The organism is Kineococcus siccus (assembly GCF_009906795.1).
GTDB lineage: Bacteria > Actinomycetota > Actinomycetes > Actinomycetales > Kineococcaceae > Kineococcus > Kineococcus siccus.
The window spans coordinates 21,756-37,093 of the sequence record NZ_JAAALN010000014.1; the positions used below are offsets into that span (position 1 = coordinate 21,756).

A 15,338-nucleotide genomic window follows, 5' to 3' on the forward strand; every position below is an offset into this window, starting at 1 on the left:
CGTGACTGCGGCTGAGGTCGAGGCCTCCTTGGCGACCCTCGGGCTCAGCGACGGCGAGCCGGACCACCGGGTGGTGGAAGCGACGCTCGTCGCTGCAGGGTGGACGCGCTGCGGGGCGGGTGACTGGGCGATCGCCCTTCGATCGCCGGACGGCTCGGCTGCGGCGCGAGTCAGCCCGTTCGACCCGACCGGGCCGTACTCCGCTGCGCTGTACCGGGAAGCCGGGCCCACGGGCCAGGTCCCCCGTCTGTTCGCCCATCGTCGTCTGACCGGCGGTGGCGACCTCCAGGTCATGGAGTGGCTCCGCCCGGTCCCCGAGGACGACGCTGTCGCCTTCCACCACGCGATCGGCACCCGGGCCACGGGCGTCGAGGAACTGGTCGACGTGATGCGCCGCGTCCACGCTCGAGCGGTGCGCGAACTCCCGTGGTGCGGCCCGCTGGACACCAACCCGGCCAACATCATGCGTGCCGCGGACGGGCACCTCGTCGTGACGGACGTCTACTACGCCGATGGCCCGGGCCTCTACACCGTCGCGGCACAGGACCCTGATCTCGTCGTCGCGAGGATCCCCGAGTGCCGGCGTCGTTTCATGACCGAGATCCCCCTGGCTGGTTCAGGGCCGTGGGAACCCGGGGCGCGCGAGGCGATGCGTGGAGGCCTCGCGGCGGCTGATGCGCGAGCGAGCGCCCGCCGCGAGCGACACGGTCAGCGTCCTGATCGCTGAGGTGGGCGGGCGCGGCCTGACACGGCACTCACGCCGATGGCGACCGCACCCGCGCAGCACGCCGGCTGGTCACCGACGAGAACCGCATCGCCAGGCTCCGCGTCCAGTCGGGCCAGTGCGGTGCGGTGGTTCCGCGGGTCGGGCTTCACCGAGAGGAGCCCCGGTCGGAGATCAGCAGGTGACGGTGAACCTGACTCCAGCGGACCCGCTCAGCCAGCTCCTCCAGGTGACCGTCCCGCACCCACTGCTGCTGCGGCTGCACCCCGCGCTCGGCGAGGGCGGCCACCGCCTCGACGGTGCGTCGCTGACGGGCGATGACCTCCTCGACCAGCGTCTCCACGTCCAACGACCCGGTCCAGCCGTACGCCTGCAGGAACAGGAGCAGTCGTCGGCGTCGGTCCGGTGGTGCGGCGAAACCGTGCCAGCGAAGCGCCTGCTCGTCGCTGCGGAAGGGCACCAGGTACTCCAGCGCGTACGCGACGTCGTCGATGGCCGGGCCGGGATGCGCGAAGTCCCAGTCGAAGAGCCCCACGGCCTGACCGTTGCGCCACACCATGTTCCACGGGCCTGGGTCGCCGTGGCAGACCACCTCGGCCGGCGTCATGGCCGCAGCACCCCAGGTGGCGTCTGCCTCGGGGACGTAGTCCCAGCTGGCTCGGTGGACGGTGCGCAGCAGCCGCGCCGCCGAGGTCAGCCCCCTCTCGCCGGCCTGGTTCGCCCAGCAGTCGGCGCCCGCCTGTCCTGGCAGCAGCGTCAGGGTCTCGACTCCACCGGCGATGCCGACCGGCCGCGGGACCAGGTCGGGGAGACGGTCGTGCAGGTGGCGCAGGACGTGGTGCACGGTCGGTGTCCACTGCTGCGCGGGGCGGCGGACGAGGCCGTCGCGCACCTCGACACCACGGTCAGCTCCGGTCACACGCCCACTCTGACTCGTGGGCGTGCGCGACGCGGACCTTCCTGACGTTGCCGCTGCACGCCGACCAACCGCAGCTCGACTGCTGCTGCCCTCCCCGGGGGCCGGTCCGGAGATCAGGTGGGCAGGTCCACACCGTCCGCCAGCAGCGTCACCCCGGCGACAGGATCGCCGGACGTGTCCACGCTGACGCTGAAGACGTGGTCAGCCGCGGTGCTGCGCCAGGCCACCCGGGTGTCCCCCGGATCCATGTACTGGACCCCGAGCACGTTGCCGTTGCGCCACTGCAGAGTGGTGAAGTCGGAGGAGCTGGAAGGCGCACTCGTCGCCGGGGTAGCCGGCTGAGCGATGTCACCGCCGTAGAGGATCGTCATCCACACGAGCCCCTGGCGACGGGCCTCGTGGAAGGGCGTGCCGTCGAGATCCACACCTGGGGGCAGGTAGGCGATGATGACGCCGCGGACGTCGGCAGCCGGATCTGCGGACGGTGCCGGCGGGTTGGTCGCGGACGGTACCGGGTGGGCGAAGACGCCGGCGCCCTCAGGGCTGCCGCAGGCGATGGTGAAGCCGCGTGCGGTCAGCGTCGGGAAGCTGGGGATCGGGATGTCGAGGTGCTCCGCGACCTCATCGCACGCGAGCGCACTCCCCACGAGGTCGCCGACGGTGCCGAGCAACCCCAGCGGATCCCCGCGGCGGGCGCCCTCGGGAGGAGTCAACGCGGCGACGGCGGCCTCCTGAGACGGTGTCAGCACCAGTGAGGGTCGGCCCGCTCCGGAGGGTGCGCCGGTCGGGGAGCCGCCGCAGCCGGAGAGGGCGCACAGGACCACGGTCAGGCCCACGAGTCGCCCCACCGCTCGCGCTCGTCCACCCATGCTGCGTCTCCTCGCCGGTCGTCGCGCCCGTCCGGGGACGCCCCAGCAGTGTCGCCGCAGTCGCGGGCTGGTGTCTCATCGCAGGGGCCGACGGCCGCACGCACTGCGCGGCCTGGACCCGCGTGCCCGCGGACGGCGACACGGGCAGGCGGTCCGAGGTGAGTGTGCACGGGAGCGAGGCAACCTTCTGCGGGGTCCAGCCGGTTGGAGCGGGTGAGGCACTGAGGAGGTCCAGATGGATGCAGCGGAGGACTTCCGGCTGTTCGTGAGCACGAGGCAGAGGGCCCTGCTGGGCACGGCGTGGTTGCTCACCGGGGACTGGGCCACGGCCGAGGACCTGGTGCAGGCCGCGCTGGTCCGGGCCTGGCCGCACTGGCGGCGCGTCGGCGGCACCCAGGGGGCGGACGGGCGCGAGGGCGCGAACGCCTACGTTCGCCGGATCATGGTGCACCAGGCGCTGGACTGGCGCCGTCGGCGCTGGCGCGGAGAGGTCCCCACCGCCGAACTACCCGATCTGCCCGTTCCCGCCGGTCTGGGCCGCGAGGTCCACCACGTCCTCCTCACGGCCGTGCGGGCCCTGCCCCCGCGCCAGCGGGCGGTCATCGCCCTGCGGTTCTACGAGGACCTCACCGAGGTCGACACCGCCGAGGCACTGGACTGCTCCGTGGGCACGGTGAAGAGCCAGACCTCCAAGGCGCTGGCCGCGCTGCGCCGTCACCCCGCCCTGCACGAACTTCGTCTCCAGGAGAGTGCGCGATGAACCAGGACCTGCAGCGGTTGCTGACCGAGGCCGTGCCGACCCCGCCGCGGCGTCTGGACCCCGACGACGTCCTCCGCGCCGCCCGGCGCCACCAGCAGTCACGCCGTCGCACCGCAGCGTTCTCCACCGGGGGCGTGCTCGCCGCCTGCATCGCCGCTGCGCTCGTCGTCTCGGGTCACGGCGGGGGAAGTGCCGTTCGCGTCCAGCCGGCGGCGCCGGCTGGACCCGTCACCTCCGCACCGGCACCGGAGTGGGCGCCGCCGGGCATCGAGGCCACGGATCGCGGCCTCAACGGCGTGGAGATCACCGCAGAGGGCTACGAGACGAGGGCGGCCTCGGCGGCGGCGACCTGCCTGGTTCCCGGCGCGATCACCGTGGTCGCCGCGCCGACTCCGGGCACGAGACAGGAGTGCCCCCTCCCTCACGACGGGCCCGGCGCTCTGCTGACGCCGTCGACGGTGCGGCAGTGGACCGGCGGATCGGGGATGACGTCGGGGGTGACGCTCATCGACGGAGTGCCCGTCTACCTCGAGGACGTGCCCTACGGGAAGGAGAGCAGCGCCATCGTCAGCGTCCCCTCGCGCGGTGTGCGGGTGCAGCTCGCCGGTGACGAGGCGCAGGTCCGTGTCCTGCTGGGCGGCCTCACCATCGAGCCCCGCCCCGAGGAGCGGCAGGCTCCCGTCCGCGCCAGCACCAACCCCGTGGCCGGCGCGACGGTCACGGACACCACCGGTGCGTGGACAGGACAGTCCCGCGACCCGGCGTTGCTCTCCCGCCTGCAGGAGGTGGTGGACGCCGCCCCCCGCGTGGACGGCGAACCCGACTGCCTCCCCGCAGCCGGGCAGCAGGCGCAGATCGACCTGCTGACGACACCGGACTACGAGCACAACCCCGACGACACGGCCACCGAGCGGTACCTGCGGGAGTACACCTACCTCCTCGTGGACTTCACCGGTCGCTGTGACCTGGTGTTCTCCAGCACCGGCGCCGTCCTGCGTCCCGACCCGACCACCTTCGGCCCCCTGGTGCAGCAGCTCCGCGACAGCCGGGACTTCGGCGACGGCCGGTGACGCTCCCACCGCCACAGCGGCCGAGCAGTCCCCCCGCACCTGCGCCCGGCCGCGCCGGGTCGCCCTGCTGAAACCCTTGCACCCTGAGCTCGACGCCGCACTGGCACCGGGTGGCGCAGCCGTCATGCGCAGCGCGAAGCGGCCGCGACGTCCTTGCTCTCGGTACGGCCACGAGTTCTGCGGTGCTCAGGGCTTGATGTCGAGGCGCGCCAGGTGCTCGACTACCGGGGTGATCGACCTCGAGGACTCGTTGCTCGGGTGAAGACGTTGCTGCACAGCGTCAACGACCAGCCCGACGCGGACTCCGTGCACGCCCAGTTCGACCGGCTGCTGGATGCTGTCGAGGCGAAGCTGCCGAAGGTCGCCGCCCACCTGGACGGCGCCCGAGCCGATGTCTCGGCGTTCACGAGCTTCCCGAAGGAGGTGTGGCGTCAAGTGTGGTCGAACAACCCGCAGGAGCGGCTGAACCGGGAGATCCGCCGCCGCACCGATGTCGTCGGGGTCTTCCCGAACCGCGACTCCCTGCTCCGCCTGGTCGGGGCGGTCCTAGCCGAGCAGGACGATGAGTGGACCGAAGGACGCCGCTACCTCGGCGTCGACCTGCTCGCCCGCTGCCGGCTCACCAAGATCCCCGGCGAGGGCACCAGCTCCGCCGAGACCGTTGCGGAGGTGAGCTCCGACCTCACGATGCAGGCCCTGACGGCCTGACCGCACGGAGCATCACGCGGCGAACGTCGTACACCACCCCCGTGGACTTGACCGGGCGCCACTTCCTTTGCCCGGGCTCACCGCACCTCGCGGACGTTCCGGCGGGATGACCGCGTTCCCCACGCTCCGTGGCAGGAGCGCGCCGTCCGCGTGACCGACGGCGTGACTGTGCGTACCGTCTGCGAGATGAGGCACTGTCAGCCCGGCGCGCCACGCTCGTCCTGGAGGTGTGACCTGCATGGGACCGACCGCGAACGCTCGCTGGCCCTTCCTCCTCGCAGAGACGCTGTTGCTCGTGGGCATGCTCACCGGCTGTTCGACCGGGTACGCATGCCCTGCGATGTACGAGTACTCCGGAGTGACGTTCGACCTCACTGAGGTGGTTGACCCTGCCGCCGGTGGGACGGTCCGCCTGTGCGCCGATGGGCGGTGCGAGGGCTGGGACGTCGCGACGCGTGACATGAAGAAGGCGTTCGTCTCTGTCGGTGACCTGGAGGAGGCGCGGGCGGTGCGGGTCAGTGCGCGTGTCACCGACGCAGTGGGTTCGACGACGTTCGAGGTCTCGGGCCAGGCGGACCTGCAGCAGTACCCACCCGACGGGCCGGTCTGTCAGGAGAACCTCTTCCGGGCCGCGGTGCGGGCCGATGCAGCAGGAGACTTCACCGCGGTCGAGTGACCGTGCTCCGTGCGACGTGAGGGCGACGTCGCGCTCACCGCGGCAGGAGCGCGTCTGTGCGCGGTCAGCGGCACGGCCGGGACCGTGACGTCGGTGCGCGCGACGGCGGCCTCGTGAACCGATCGAGTGATCGACGCCGAGCGGCAGGGGGGTGCACGCGATAGTGGTGGCATGCTCCTGCGCCCGATCCCCTCGTCGTTGCGCAGCAGCGTCGTCTGGGTGGTGATGGGGGCCTCGTGGGTCGTGCTCATCGGTGGGTTCGTGGCCATCACCGGGACGTGGGCCCACTCGCCGATGATCCTCCTCGGCTGCTTCCACGTGGGGCGGGGACTGCTGCTCCGCCGGGCCAGAGTCGTCGTCGATCAGCGGGGGCTCCTGGTGAACACCGGTGGGTTCAAGGACCACTTCATCGCCTGGGAAGACGTGGAGGCAGTGAGCGTGGACCCTCTCGGTGGGCCCCGGCTGATGCGCCTTCGTCGTCGCGACGGCAGGGAGGTGCAGTTGCCCGAGCTTGCCGAGCTGGATCGTGCGCGCGTCCTGGAGGCTCGCCCGCGCTGATCCCTGACCCTCCACTGGAACGTCGCGCTAGGCGCCTGCGGCTCCCCCTCTCGACAGGCGCGGTCGTCGCCGGCGGCTACGGCCGCGCGACCAGCGCCATGACCGTGACTCCCTGTGTCCTTGCTGCCGAACTCCGCCCTCAGGACCCGGCCGCTGCTTCACTGGCTGCATGGCTACCGTGCGATCTGGCTGTCTGGCTCTCGTGGCCGCTGCGGCGCTCTGGGCGACTTCGGGCTGTTCTGACGATGCGCCGCCACCGACTGCGGCGTCGGCACCGACCAGCACGAGCTCGGCGGCGACGACTCCAGAGCAGACTTCCGTGGTCGAGGCCCCCGATTCCGAGCAAGCTCCGCCGGCGTTCCGGGAACGCTCTGCCCTACCGCAGTGCCCTCCGATCACCCTCTCCCAGGGGCAGACCGTCCCGGCGGATCTCGAGGAATGCCTACTCAGCGCTGACGCGCAGCGCGAGGGAGCTGAGGTCGTCGTGACGTCCCCGACCATCGAGGGAGACCCGATCAAGACCTACTTCAGGGCGCTACCCGGTGGGGGCTTGGAGGTCTTCACCGACAGCACCGCGGACTCCTTCGGGTCCGAGGCGTGGAGCCACATCCGCTGTGCCGACGTCGCTTCACTCGTCGACCGGGAGAGCTGCGAGGACGTCTGACCGAGGTTCGCGACCTCGGCACGAGGAGACGTGGCAAGCCGTCAGCGACCACCTGGATCGCGGCTACTTGTTCACTGGACCCACGGCAACGGCCCGGCCAGGCTGAGTCGAGGTACCCGGCGTGACGCTCTCATTGCGGCTGCCCACCAGTTCGATCGGTGTGGCTCTCTCATGGCATGCGGAGCGTCGGGTACCGCCCGGCGGGGTGAGGCTCAAGAGGGGTCTGGTCATGCTCGAAGTAGCGCTGCCCACCACCGCCAGCACCACCGAGAACCTCCGCTGGGAGGTCCTCGCGCGCAGGTGACGGCGACACGGAGGTCGACCATGACGAGTACGAGAACAGCGACGAGACCCGCAACCGCGGTGGTGATCGGGATGGACCCGCACAAGCGGTCAGCGACGATCGAGGTCCTCGACCGCAGCGAACGGGTCCTGGGTGAGGGACGGTTCGCGACCGACACCACCGGCTACCGGTCCATGCTCGCCGCGGGGCGGAAGTTCTCCTCCCGGGTCTGGGCGGTCGAGGGCGCCAACGGCATCGGCAAGCACTTGGCCCAGCGTCTGCTCGCCGACGGAGAGGACGTCATCGACGTCCCCGCGAAGCTGTCGGCTCGGGCGCGGGTGTTCTCCACCGGGCAGGGCCGCAAGACCGACGCCACCGACGCCCACTCCATCGCCGTCGTCGCGCTGCGAACCACCACGCTGCGGGCGGTGACCATCGACGGCGAGCACGTCGCGCTGCGGCTACTGGCCGATCGCCGTGACGAGCTCGGGGTCCGGCGGACGGAGACGGTGAACCGGATCCAGAAGCTGCTGCTGGAGCTGATGCCGGGCGGGGCGAAGAAGTTCCTGTCTGCGGCGCAGGCGAAGGCACTCGTCGCGACCGTGCGTCCGCGGGACGTCGTAGGCCGGACCAGGCGTCGGATCGTGGTCGCGTTGATCGACGAGCTCGTGACCAGGGACAAACTGATCAAGGCCGCGAACAAGGAGTTGACCGAGCTCGTCGCCGCGTCGGGATCACGGTTGATGGACCTACAGGGCATCGGCCCCTCGACCGCGGCCCGGCTGCTCGGCGATGTCGGAGACATCGCCCGGTTCCCGTCCAAGGGGCACTTCGCGTCCTGGAACGGGACAGCGCCGATCGATGCCTCCTCCGGCGACAGCGACCACCAGCGGCTGTCTCGGGCGGGCAACCGGCGCATCAACCGGGTTTTGCACACGATGGCCATCGTCCAGCTGCGTCAAGACACCGAAGGCCGGCGCTACTACGACCGGAAGAAGGCCGGTGGGAAGTCGTCGATGGAGGCGCTGCGGGCGCTGAAGCGGCGCCTGTCCGATGTGGTCTACCGGCAAATGGTCGCTGACGACGACGCCCGCCGCTTCGGTCTGGAACCGTCGACCGAGCCGTTCCGCGACCCTGCTGCGGTCGTCCTGCATGAGGAGATCAAGGTCGTCGTCGACCTGGTCGAGAGCGTGGACGAGGACACGCTGGAGGAGCAGTCGGTGACGGGCCCGGGAGGACACGTGGGGGCGTCTGCATGCTCCAGCGCGGTCGACTCGAACCCCGGTGTCGACGCTTCGGAGAGGTCACTTCCCGGACCCGCACGGCCATCCTCGCCCCGTACTCGCCGACCCCGCAAGACCCCGCCCTTGACATAGAGGGGAGCCATGAGCGAGCGTCCCGCTCCGCGCCGTGCCCGGACGTCGTGGAGCGCCATGGTCGCGCACCCGACGCGTCATGATCAGAAGCACGCACAGCACCGAGCCCGCCAGGCTGGTGGCCCATCGCTCACGGATCACTCGAGAGCTGCGGGATCATCGCAGACATGGAGCCCGCAGTCGACCGATTGGACCTCGTGGAGATCGAGCGTTCTCGCCCTGGCAGCCCCAGCTTGCAGACGCGCGCCCGGTTCATCCCTCGACTGGAGGAACCGTTGACGCAACTGGACTTCGTCATCGACGGCGCGTCTGTGTTGCAGCAAGTCCTCTCGGTGGATCTTCCGTTGCCGTACGGCCTGAACGGGTCCCAGTTCGTCAGCGTCGCGGACCTCGCCTGGCCCGAGCCCTCCGCGCTGAGCCTTCGACAGCTGCTCGGCGCGGTGGAGCGTGACTCGGACTGGGACGTGCTCGAGCCAGGCCGACTGCCCCTGTACGGCTGCCCCGAGTGCGGCGACGTGTACTGCGGCGCGCTCACCATCGCCGTTGAGCGCGAGGTCGACCCAGGCGGTGGGCAAGAGGTCGTGCGCTGGACAGACGTCCGGTACGAGGACGCTCAGACTCCAGCTGAGGAGATGCCGGACCTCTCGCCGGTCGGGTCGTTCACCTTCGACGCTACTCACTACGACTCCACGCTGCACTCGGCGCTGCGCCGGATGGAGGACCTGGCGGCCGACGAGCACCAGGCTGAGGCGGCCTGGAAGGCGCGGCGCGGGCCTCGCGCCCGACTGCGGCGACTCTTGACTCCCAGGACCAGATGATGGGCAGGGAGCAGGCCGACGGGGCGCTGCGCGTGACACCCGAGCGGGTGGGTCCCGGCGTGAAGAGCCAACCATCGGCCACGCACAACGCCGAGCTCCTGCGACACGCCCTCGTGTCTGATCGTTGGCAGTAGCGTGGGCACGTGGCTCAGCGGCTCATGTTCGTTCAGTTGAAGTCGGGCTACAACACCGACCAGGGTCCGTCCTGGATCTGCTGGGTCGACTTCAACAAGACCTGGAAGACCGCCCGCTTCCACGGCAGGGAGCTGCGGCGGTTCCAAGGCCCCGACGCCAACTTCTACGACATCGCCACGGACGAGTGGTTCTGGCTCTCCGGCCCCAAGCGTGACCGCACGGACCTCCGTTACGGAGCGGGACAACCGCAGGTCGACGAGGGAGCTCTTGAGGCATACGAGGCGTTCCTCGGCGGGGCACCTCTGCCTGGTCGTGAGACCGGCTGATCGCTGAACGATCGGCAGACGCACACCCGAGCCCATGTGCAGGCCCCTGAGCGCAGCGCCGATCCCGCTCAGCAGCTGTGCTCGGGGACCGAGCCTGGCCCGCAGGTCGGCGGCTGCGCAACAGGTGCAGTGCTGGCAGGCTCCTGCACCAGCTCCGTCGAGCGCCAGACGACAGTCCCGTCCCTGTCGATGTTCTGACTCTCAGCAGCGCCCCCGTCTGCGGATCGAGGATGTAGACAATGCGTTACCACCCCTGATCCAGCTCGTTCCGCTCGATGGCAGTTCCGCGTCGCCCGGCTGCGTCGGTCATCGGCCCGACCAGTTCGACGCCGGGCATGTGTGCGACGACCTCCCACAGCGCCTGACGCACCGCCGGGGACGCTGGGCTCTCCCTCAGCAGGCCGGTGACGCTCTCCCACAGCTCGTTGTCCTCACCCGACTCGTGGCCGGCGCCCTTCTGGCGCAGCAATGCCCCGAGCTCGTCGGGGTCGGTGGGCAGCGCCTCCAGGTCCTGACACGACACGTCCTGCCCGCCAACGGTGAACCCCGCAGGACCGCCTGCGCTCTCGGTGCGGACCTGGCCCAGGTCCACCTGACGCCGTCCAAGGCCCCGGGGATGAGGGCCTCATCACGTAGGACGGACTCACCCGTCCGCTCTTTCCAGATCTCTCGTTGCATGGGATCGGTACCTGGGTAGTCGCTCTCTGAGCGCACGTACCAGTACGCCGCGCCGGTGGATCGGTCCGGCTGCTGCCCGACGGCCTGCGCGGTGACGAGCAGGACCTGCTCGGCCGAGGCCGAGGGAGCGGTGGCCAGCGGGACGACCAGCACGGTCGTGGCCACCGCGGCTGCGCCGACCAAGGCGGTGACGACCCAGCGCCGCGGACTGCGGTGGCTGCGGCGGGCTCGTCGGAGCGCCCTGACGCGCGTGTCGGCTCCATCCATCGCGGTGTCGAGTCGTCGACGGCCTGCCAGTCCACGCAGACATCGGTGTCGATCACGGCGCGCTTCGGGCGGCAAGCGTGACAGCCACCGCAGCTTGTCGAGCAGAAGACGCCACGCGCCGCGCTGACGGGCTCACGGCTCTCGGCGGGTGCGGAAGTCGCCGGTCGTGATGTCACGGACGGCCGGATGACCGTGACGTCGGGCGAGCCCCATCAGGTCGCCTCGGAGCCGGAATGGCTGAGCACGTCGCGCAGCATCTGCCGGTGCTCAGGATGCGCCCAGCGCAGCAGACCCAGCTCGTCCGCGCTGAACCAGGCCAGGCGGTCATGTTCATCGGGGCAGGCGTTGCTGGGCTGTCCGCTCCAGGTCAGCACCTGCCAGGCGCTGAGGTGCAGCGCGGTGTCGGGTGCCCCGGGGGCGAGGCGTAGCCGGGCGGTGGGTTCGCCGTCGCAGTCGTGGACGTCGATGTCCAACTCCTCCTGCAGCTCTCGGCGCAAGGCTTCGGGCTCGGACTCACCGGGCTCGACGTGGCCTCCGGGGAGAGCCCACGTGGCGGGGTGAGCGCGGCGAGTCGCGCTGCGCAAGGCCAGGAGCACGCGGTGGTCCTCGATCAGGATGCCGACGACAACGGTGTGCACCGGGCGAGCCAAGCAGACGACGACGCCGTGCCGGACCGCGCGCTCGACGCGGGACGACCGTCGGCCCATGCCCCCAGGGCCGGCAGGCATCGACTACCGGACGAGCGCTTCGACGCTGAGCTGACCCGTGTCGGCGTCCAGAACGGCGGGGGCGCCCAGCGGCACCGGCACCGGGTCGTCGACGTGTCCGAGCGGAAGCCCACCCACGATGGGAACGCTCAAGTCGTCGAGGAGGTCTTGGAGCGTGTCCACGATCGTCCACCCCTGTCCTGGAAGCCGGCGAACTGGTCGAAGCTGCCGACCGCGACACCGGTGAGGTGATCGAGCGCGCCGGACAGGCGCAGCTGGGTCAAGGCGCGGTCCACCATGCCCAGGCCGGCGGCCTTGTTGGCCTCCACCATGAGGATGCAGCCCTGCCACGACACGTCGATCACGCCCACCGAGCGGGCGAGCATCTCGAGGTTGCCTCCGACGAGGTCGCCCCGAGCCGTGCCGTTCGTGGTCATCGCGGCCGTGACCATGTCCGGGTCACTCCGCACCGAGGTGGGGGCGCCTCCCAGGAGCTGCTCGCGAACGACGCCCCGGTGCGCGCCGTGGACAGCGCCGTGCACCGCGGGAACACCGGAGCGCCGCCAGACCTGGTGCAGGGCAGTGACGTCGCTGTAGCCGATCAGCGGTTTGGGGTCGCGCTCCAACGCCTGACGATCGATGCCGTGCATCAGGCGCAAGCCACCGCATCGTCCCCGCGAGGCGATCAAAGCGCGGACTTCACGATCGCGCAGCGCCTCGTTGATGTCGGCGAGCCGGTCAGCGACGGTGCCGGCCATGTACCCGTTGCGGTCCAGAACGTGAGCACTCAGCTCGGGGCGCAGTCCCCACGACTGCAGCGTGGTCACCAGTTGGTCGATGTCTTCGCGCGCTTCGGGCCAGCTGCTGGGAGACAACACCACGACCCGGTCACCGGGCAGCAGCCGAGCAGGAAGCGTCGGCGCCCGGGGTGACGTCATCGCCGTGACCGTGCGAAGTGCGCTAGCGGCCCCATCGCCTGACCGCGGCGATCAGGGGGCCCACGATGAGGGAGCGGGACATCCCGGACCCATCACGGCGTAGTAGCCCGGAGACTGGCCGTCCTCGTCAACGGCGACCTCACCGTCCTCGACGCCGACTTCGCCGAAGGGCTCACCGTTGGCCACGATCGTCGTTGCTTCGCCGGCGGGTACCGCTGCCGACATCACGGAGTCCGGTGCGCCGGACGCCGTGCTGATGAGGTTGCCGTGCTGCAGGAAGGTGAAGGTGATGACACCGCTGTCAGGCCGCGGGGCCTCCGGACCCCAACAGGCGAAGACCCGCATGGTGGGCTGGGGAGGCTCCGCCCCACAACCGGCGGACGCGACGGCGACAGCACCGACGACCACGGCCACCTGCGCCCACCTGATCCTCATGCTGCAGTGAACCAGGCAACCACCGTTCGCAGGCACCGATCGACCAGGACGCCAGTGCCGATACGACCAGGCGGACATCGGCATGTGAGGGCGTAGCCAGCCGACCATGATCACCCATGCGTCGAGCATGACCGGATGGTGGTATCAGCGGTGCTACCTCAGTAGCATTGAATCGTGAAGCTCAGCATCAGCCTCTCCGAAGCCGACGTCGCCGCCCTCGACGAGCACGTCCGCGAGGCCGGTCTGCCGTCCCGGTCAGCGGCGGTTCAGCGGGCCGTCCGGGCACTGACCCGCCAGCAGCTGGAGCAGGACTACGCCGCCGCCTGGAAGGACTGGGACGACTCCGGAGACCGCGAGGTGTGGGAGGGCGTCGCGGACGACGGACTGCGTTGATGCACCGTGGGGAAGTCCGCCTAGTCGACTTCGATCCCGTCCGAGGCAGTGAGGCGAACAAGCGTCGGCCCGCGGTCGTGGTCAGCAACGATCAGGCCAACGCTGTCGCGGAGCGCCTGGGCCGGGGCGTGGTCACCGTGGTCCCGGTGACCAGCAACACCGCCAGAGTGTTCCCCTTCCAGGTCCTGCTCGCCGCCCAGGACACCGGACTGCACGTCGACTCCAAGGCCCAGGCTGAGCAGGTCCGCGCCGTCTCGGTGAACCGGCTGGGACCGCCGCTGGGGCGGTTGCCGCTCGCGGCGTTGGACGCCCTCGACAACGCCTTGCGGCTGCACCTGGCCCTGTGAGGCCGGTGACGAGAACGACCCCCACCGCGGCATGACCGAGCGTTCCGTCGCACGATGTGACCGAGTAGGTCATGCGTCGGTCGGCGATCAGAGCCCGCTGGTCACTCGCCCATCTGCAGGTCGACCAGGACCCCTTCATCGAGTCCGTGCCGCACATCGCCCAGCACCGGTGGACACGCCTGGGCGAGGAGTGCCTGGGCGAGGAGTGCCTCGTCGTCGAAGGTCCAGTCCGAGCCGCTGACGTCCCGCAACCGCAGGCTGCCAGGGACCGGCAGCCACAGCTGCTCCCGCTCCCGGTCCTGGACGCCCAGACGACGCTCGCAGGCAATGATGCGGGTCCGCACGGTGGTGCCCGCCAGCGGCTCCGCCGCGTACAGCGGTCCTTCATCAGGTGTGACGTGCCACTCCGCGCGTAGGTGGCCATGCTGCACGCCACGGCCCGCACCCGCAGGGATGATCACCTGAGGCGGTAAGGCATCGAGGTCGACGTCCTCGTCCAGAGCTGCGCGGTCCCAGTAGTCCTCCGGGTCGGCAGGGACGAAGACGACTCGGTAGCCGTCCAGCGGTTGAGCAACCACGGGCCGTGGTGCGCCGCCCTCGATCTCCCAGCTAGCGATCTCCAACCGCAGAATCTGAGCAGTGCTCGAAAGGGCGGGCTCACTGGCCGGAGGTGGGCTGACCGGGGCTGGTTCGATGGGACGTTCCATGCTGAAGACCCGCACACTCGACAAGTCCGGGGCGCGAAGGCTCCGGGCGCGGGTTACCCGACGACGCTGAGGCTAGCTGCCAGATCGACATGGGGACAGGGTCGTCAGTGGCAGCGGAGCCCTTACCCGCTCATGCGGGAGCAGCGAGACAACCTCATGACGAACCGCGGTCCTTGGCGATCTTGCGGCCATCGACGGACCGCGAGGTCGCCGATGGCGCGGACGGCGGTATGAGTGCGCACCCTCGGCATCAGAGGAGTCAGTGCTCTGGGCCGGGCCCATCAAGCAGCTCGAGCAGCAGTTGGGGCAGCGGTGCGAGGCAGGCGTGCGCCGGTGTCCCGATCAGGGCGGCGGCGCGTTCGGCAGCGACGCTCAGGCCAAGACCCGCGAGCAGTGGGCTCAGCTGCTTGCCTTCCAAGCTGACCTTGGTCACGCACCACTCGCCGTCAGCGGTCGCCATGTCGACCACCACATCGGTGCACATGGTGCTCCAGCCCTCTGGTGGTTCCTGACTGGCCGGCAGCCCGGGGAAGCGCGCCGCGAAGTCCTCAGCGACCGCGCACCAGATGACCTGGCGTCGCCCCTCAGAGACGCCGACTCCTCCGGCGGCGAACCCGCGCGGGACCAAGACGGCGTCGATGCTTTCCTGCAGTCGGGCGACGATGCTCGACTCCTCGTGCTGGGGCATGGGTCAACTGTCCCCCGTGGGCATCAATCGTCGATGCGTGTAACGCGGGAGGAGTCTCGTTGGGTCACTCGCTCGTCGACATGTCCGCGCGGTCGACGACGTCCTGGCCAGCGGTATGACCGCGCGTGTGCTCTCCAGGTTGATGTAGTCAGAGCCAGGGGGTACAGGCGCCGTACTGCTCCCAGGGCAGGTCGATAGTGCGGGGGTCCACGTCGTAGCGGTCACCGCTGGTCGTGGTGATGGTGAGGGTGTTGACGCGGGCGGTGGTGATGCGTCCGGGCCACCAGGCGGC

General features: G+C 70.3%; 20 protein-coding genes and 1 pseudogene. 12 read left to right on the forward strand and 9 right to left on the reverse strand.

Annotation, left to right across the window (positions count from 1 at the left end):
* Position 1: 1 nt before the first annotated feature.
* Positions 2 to 727: a hypothetical protein gene (locus GTR02_RS03635; protein WP_166606115.1), complete on the forward strand. Its 726-nt coding sequence runs from the start codon at positions 2 to 4 to the stop codon at positions 725 to 727.
* A 145-nt stretch (positions 728 to 872) separates the two neighbouring features.
* On the opposite strand, the gene GTR02_RS24155 is transcribed toward GTR02_RS03635, so the two are convergent.
* Together GTR02_RS24155 and GTR02_RS03645 are read right to left on the reverse strand one after the other, a co-directional pair.
* Positions 873 to 1,643: a phosphotransferase gene (locus GTR02_RS24155; protein WP_166606116.1), complete on the reverse strand. Its 771-nt coding sequence runs from the start codon at positions 1,641 to 1,643 to the stop codon at positions 873 to 875.
* Positions 1,644 to 1,756: 113 nt separating this feature from the next.
* Complete coding sequence (locus GTR02_RS03645; RefSeq protein WP_338073553.1) at positions 1,757 to 2,392, reverse strand: hypothetical protein; 636 nt, start codon at positions 2,390 to 2,392, stop codon at positions 1,757 to 1,759.
* Between the two features lie 355 nt (positions 2,393 to 2,747).
* On the opposite strand from GTR02_RS03645, the gene GTR02_RS03650 reads away from it, so the two are divergent.
* From GTR02_RS03650 to GTR02_RS03690, 9 genes and pseudogenes are all read left to right on the forward strand, one after another.
* Entirely contained in the window at positions 2,748 to 3,272 is a 525-nt protein-coding gene (locus GTR02_RS03650) for a SigE family RNA polymerase sigma factor (RefSeq protein ID WP_166606118.1), read from the forward strand.
* Positions 3,269 to 4,342 carry a hypothetical protein gene (locus GTR02_RS03655; RefSeq protein ID WP_166606119.1) on the forward strand — a complete coding sequence of 358 codons (1,074 nt, stop codon included), beginning with the start codon at positions 3,269 to 3,271 and terminating at the stop codon, positions 4,340 to 4,342. Before GTR02_RS03650 ends, GTR02_RS03655 begins: the two co-directional genes overlap by 4 nt.
* Positions 4,343 to 4,600: 258 nt before the next feature.
* Positions 4,601 to 5,050 (forward strand): annotated as a pseudogene (locus GTR02_RS03660) (transposase); the annotation flags it as partial.
* A gap of 238 nt (positions 5,051 to 5,288) precedes the next feature.
* Entirely contained in the window at positions 5,289 to 5,726 is a 438-nt protein-coding gene (locus GTR02_RS03665; RefSeq protein WP_166606120.1) for a hypothetical protein, read from the forward strand.
* Between the two features lie 171 nt (positions 5,727 to 5,897).
* On the forward strand, positions 5,898 to 6,284 hold the full coding sequence (locus GTR02_RS03670; RefSeq protein WP_166606121.1) for a PH domain-containing protein: 387 nt from the start codon (positions 5,898 to 5,900) through the stop codon (positions 6,282 to 6,284).
* 319 nt (positions 6,285 to 6,603) lie between these two features.
* Complete coding sequence (locus GTR02_RS03675; protein WP_205708572.1) at positions 6,604 to 6,948, forward strand: hypothetical protein; 345 nt, start codon at positions 6,604 to 6,606, stop codon at positions 6,946 to 6,948.
* 375 nt (positions 6,949 to 7,323) lie between these two features.
* Positions 7,324 to 8,607: an IS110 family RNA-guided transposase gene (locus GTR02_RS03680; RefSeq protein ID WP_205708573.1), complete on the forward strand. Its 1,284-nt coding sequence runs from the start codon at positions 7,324 to 7,326 to the stop codon at positions 8,605 to 8,607.
* 167 nt (positions 8,608 to 8,774) lie between these two features.
* The gene (locus GTR02_RS03685; RefSeq protein ID WP_166606122.1) at positions 8,775 to 9,425 is read left to right on the forward strand and encodes a hypothetical protein; all 651 of its coding nucleotides are present in this window, start codon (positions 8,775 to 8,777) and stop codon (positions 9,423 to 9,425) included.
* A gap of 143 nt (positions 9,426 to 9,568) precedes the next feature.
* Positions 9,569 to 9,886, forward strand: coding sequence for a hypothetical protein (locus GTR02_RS03690; RefSeq protein ID WP_205708574.1), 318 nt, complete (start codon positions 9,569 to 9,571; stop codon positions 9,884 to 9,886).
* 244 nt (positions 9,887 to 10,130) lie between these two features.
* Here GTR02_RS03690 and GTR02_RS03695 read toward each other — a convergent pair whose 3' ends face one another.
* The 5 genes from GTR02_RS03695 to GTR02_RS03715 form a co-directional block, all read right to left on the reverse strand.
* On the reverse strand, positions 10,131 to 10,478 hold the full coding sequence (locus GTR02_RS03695; protein ID WP_166606123.1) for a hypothetical protein: 348 nt from the start codon (positions 10,476 to 10,478) through the stop codon (positions 10,131 to 10,133).
* Between the two features lie 565 nt (positions 10,479 to 11,043).
* A complete protein-coding gene (locus GTR02_RS03700) occupies positions 11,044 to 11,469 on the reverse strand; it encodes an NUDIX domain-containing protein (RefSeq protein ID WP_205708575.1) in 426 nt (141 codons plus the stop codon).
* Positions 11,470 to 11,562: 93 nt separating this feature from the next.
* Complete coding sequence (locus GTR02_RS24880) at positions 11,563 to 11,721, reverse strand: hypothetical protein (protein ID WP_420814685.1); 159 nt, start codon at positions 11,719 to 11,721, stop codon at positions 11,563 to 11,565.
* A complete protein-coding gene (locus tag GTR02_RS03710) occupies positions 11,688 to 12,476 on the reverse strand; it encodes a S66 peptidase family protein (RefSeq protein ID WP_166606126.1) in 789 nt (262 codons plus the stop codon). Before GTR02_RS03710 ends, GTR02_RS24880 begins: the two co-directional genes overlap by 34 nt.
* Before the next feature lie 51 nt (positions 12,477 to 12,527).
* Positions 12,528 to 13,040 carry a hypothetical protein gene (locus GTR02_RS03715; RefSeq protein ID WP_166606127.1) on the reverse strand — a complete coding sequence of 171 codons (513 nt, stop codon included), beginning with the start codon at positions 13,038 to 13,040 and terminating at the stop codon, positions 12,528 to 12,530.
* A gap of 45 nt (positions 13,041 to 13,085) precedes the next feature.
* On the opposite strand from GTR02_RS03715, the gene GTR02_RS03720 reads away from it, so the two are divergent.
* Together GTR02_RS03720 and GTR02_RS03725 are read left to right on the forward strand one after the other, a co-directional pair.
* Positions 13,086 to 13,304, forward strand: a complete 219-nt coding sequence (locus GTR02_RS03720; protein ID WP_166606128.1) for a ribbon-helix-helix domain-containing protein — start codon at positions 13,086 to 13,088, stop codon at positions 13,302 to 13,304.
* Complete coding sequence (locus GTR02_RS03725) at positions 13,301 to 13,651, forward strand: type II toxin-antitoxin system PemK/MazF family toxin (RefSeq protein WP_166606129.1); 351 nt, start codon at positions 13,301 to 13,303, stop codon at positions 13,649 to 13,651. The genes GTR02_RS03720 and GTR02_RS03725 overlap by 4 nt, the downstream gene beginning before the upstream one ends.
* A gap of 101 nt (positions 13,652 to 13,752) precedes the next feature.
* Here GTR02_RS03725 and GTR02_RS03730 read toward each other — a convergent pair whose 3' ends face one another.
* Positions 13,753 to 14,274 carry a hypothetical protein gene (locus tag GTR02_RS03730; RefSeq protein WP_166606130.1) on the reverse strand — a complete coding sequence of 174 codons (522 nt, stop codon included), beginning with the start codon at positions 14,272 to 14,274 and terminating at the stop codon, positions 13,753 to 13,755.
* A gap of 343 nt (positions 14,275 to 14,617) precedes the next feature.
* A complete protein-coding gene (locus GTR02_RS03735) occupies positions 14,618 to 15,046 on the reverse strand; it encodes a hypothetical protein (RefSeq protein ID WP_166606131.1) in 429 nt (142 codons plus the stop codon).
* Positions 15,047 to 15,338: the final 292 nt, after the last annotated feature.

What these genes read in the sequence shown, in the direction of transcription:
- GTR02_RS03650 (WP_166606118.1), top strand. Translation starts at nt 2,748, where the DNA reads ATGGATGCAGCGGAGGACTTCCGGCTGTTCGTGAGCACGAGGCAGAGG.
- GTR02_RS03655 (WP_166606119.1), top strand. Translation starts at nt 3,269, where the DNA reads ATGAACCAGGACCTGCAGCGGTTGCTGACCGAGGCCGTGCCGACCCCG.
- GTR02_RS03665 (WP_166606120.1), top strand. Translation starts at nt 5,289, where the DNA reads ATGGGACCGACCGCGAACGCTCGCTGGCCCTTCCTCCTCGCAGAGACG.
- GTR02_RS03670 (WP_166606121.1), top strand. Translation starts at nt 5,898, where the DNA reads ATGCTCCTGCGCCCGATCCCCTCGTCGTTGCGCAGCAGCGTCGTCTGG.
- GTR02_RS03680 (WP_205708573.1), top strand. Translation starts at nt 7,324, where the DNA reads ATGGACCCGCACAAGCGGTCAGCGACGATCGAGGTCCTCGACCGCAGC.
- GTR02_RS03685 (WP_166606122.1), top strand. Translation starts at nt 8,775, where the DNA reads ATGGAGCCCGCAGTCGACCGATTGGACCTCGTGGAGATCGAGCGTTCT.
- GTR02_RS03710 (WP_166606126.1), bottom strand. Translation starts at nt 12,476, where the DNA reads ATGACGTCACCCCGGGCGCCGACGCTTCCTGCTCGGCTGCTGCCCGGT.
- GTR02_RS03715 (WP_166606127.1), bottom strand. Translation starts at nt 13,040, where the DNA reads ATGCTCGACGCATGGGTGATCATGGTCGGCTGGCTACGCCCTCACATG.
- GTR02_RS03735 (WP_166606131.1), bottom strand. Translation starts at nt 15,046, where the DNA reads ATGCCCCAGCACGAGGAGTCGAGCATCGTCGCCCGACTGCAGGAAAGC.